The 863-nt window shown below is 65.8% G+C and carries 2 pseudogenes; both read left to right on the top strand.

Annotated elements, in window-relative coordinates:
• A pseudogene (locus Y708_RS24740) lies at positions 1-489 on the top strand (mannose-6-phosphate isomerase, class I); the annotation flags it as partial.
• A gap of 26 nt (positions 490-515) precedes the next feature.
• A pseudogene (locus Y708_RS27555) lies at positions 516-863 on the top strand (mannose-6-phosphate isomerase, class I); the annotation flags it as partial.

Genomic DNA, 863 nt, shown 5'->3' with positions numbered 1-863 from the left:
GCCGCCGTTGATGCCGTGCAGCGTGCCGCTGCCGGCAGTGCCCTGAACGGTCCTTTCGCCCGCGAGCTCCAGACCGTGCGCGAACTCAGCGGGCACTACCCCGGTGATCCGGGGGTTCAGGTGGCCCTGATGCTCAACCGCGTGAGCCTTGCGCCAGGCCAGGCGCTGTGCCTGCCCGCCGGCCAGCTCCATGCGTACCTGTCCGGACTCGGCATTGAAGTGATGGCCTCCTCGGACAATGTTCTTCGCGGCGGTCTGACACCGAAACACGTCGACGTTCCCGAACTGATGCGCATCTGCAGCTTCTCCCCCACACCGCCACCCATGGTTCCGGAGCAGTGGACCGACGCCGGACAGGAACTCTATCGTCCACCATTCGCCGAGTTTCAGCTGCAGCGCATCGAACTGCAGCCCAACGGCGGGCCAGTTGCGCTGGCGCAGCACGGTCCGGTGATTGTGCTCGCAGTGGAGCTGCCGGCAGTGCCCTGAACGGTCCTTTCGCCCGCGAGCTCCAGACCGTGCGCGAACTCAGCGGGCACTACCCCGGTGATCCGGGGGTTCAGGTGGCCCTGATGCTCAACCGCGTGAGCCTTGCGCCAGGCCAGGCGCTGTGCCTGCCCGCCGGCCAGCTCCATGCGTACCTGTCCGGACTCGGCATTGAAGTGATGGCCTCCTCGGACAATGTTCTTCGCGGCGGTCTGACACCGAAACACGTCGACGTTCCCGAACTGATGCGCATCTGCAGCTTCTCCCCCACACCGCCACCCATGGTTCCGGAGCAGTGGACCGACGCCGGACAGGAACTCTATCGTCCACCATTCGCCGAGTTTCAGCTGCAGCGCATCGAACTGCAGCCCAACGGC

The sequence above is a fragment of the Arthrobacter sp. H5 genome, from assembly GCF_000520595.1.
Taxonomy (GTDB): Bacteria; Actinomycetota; Actinomycetes; order Actinomycetales; family Micrococcaceae; genus Arthrobacter_D.
Note: the sequence above shows the minus strand (reverse complement) of the source record. Positions and strands in the feature narration are given on the sequence as shown.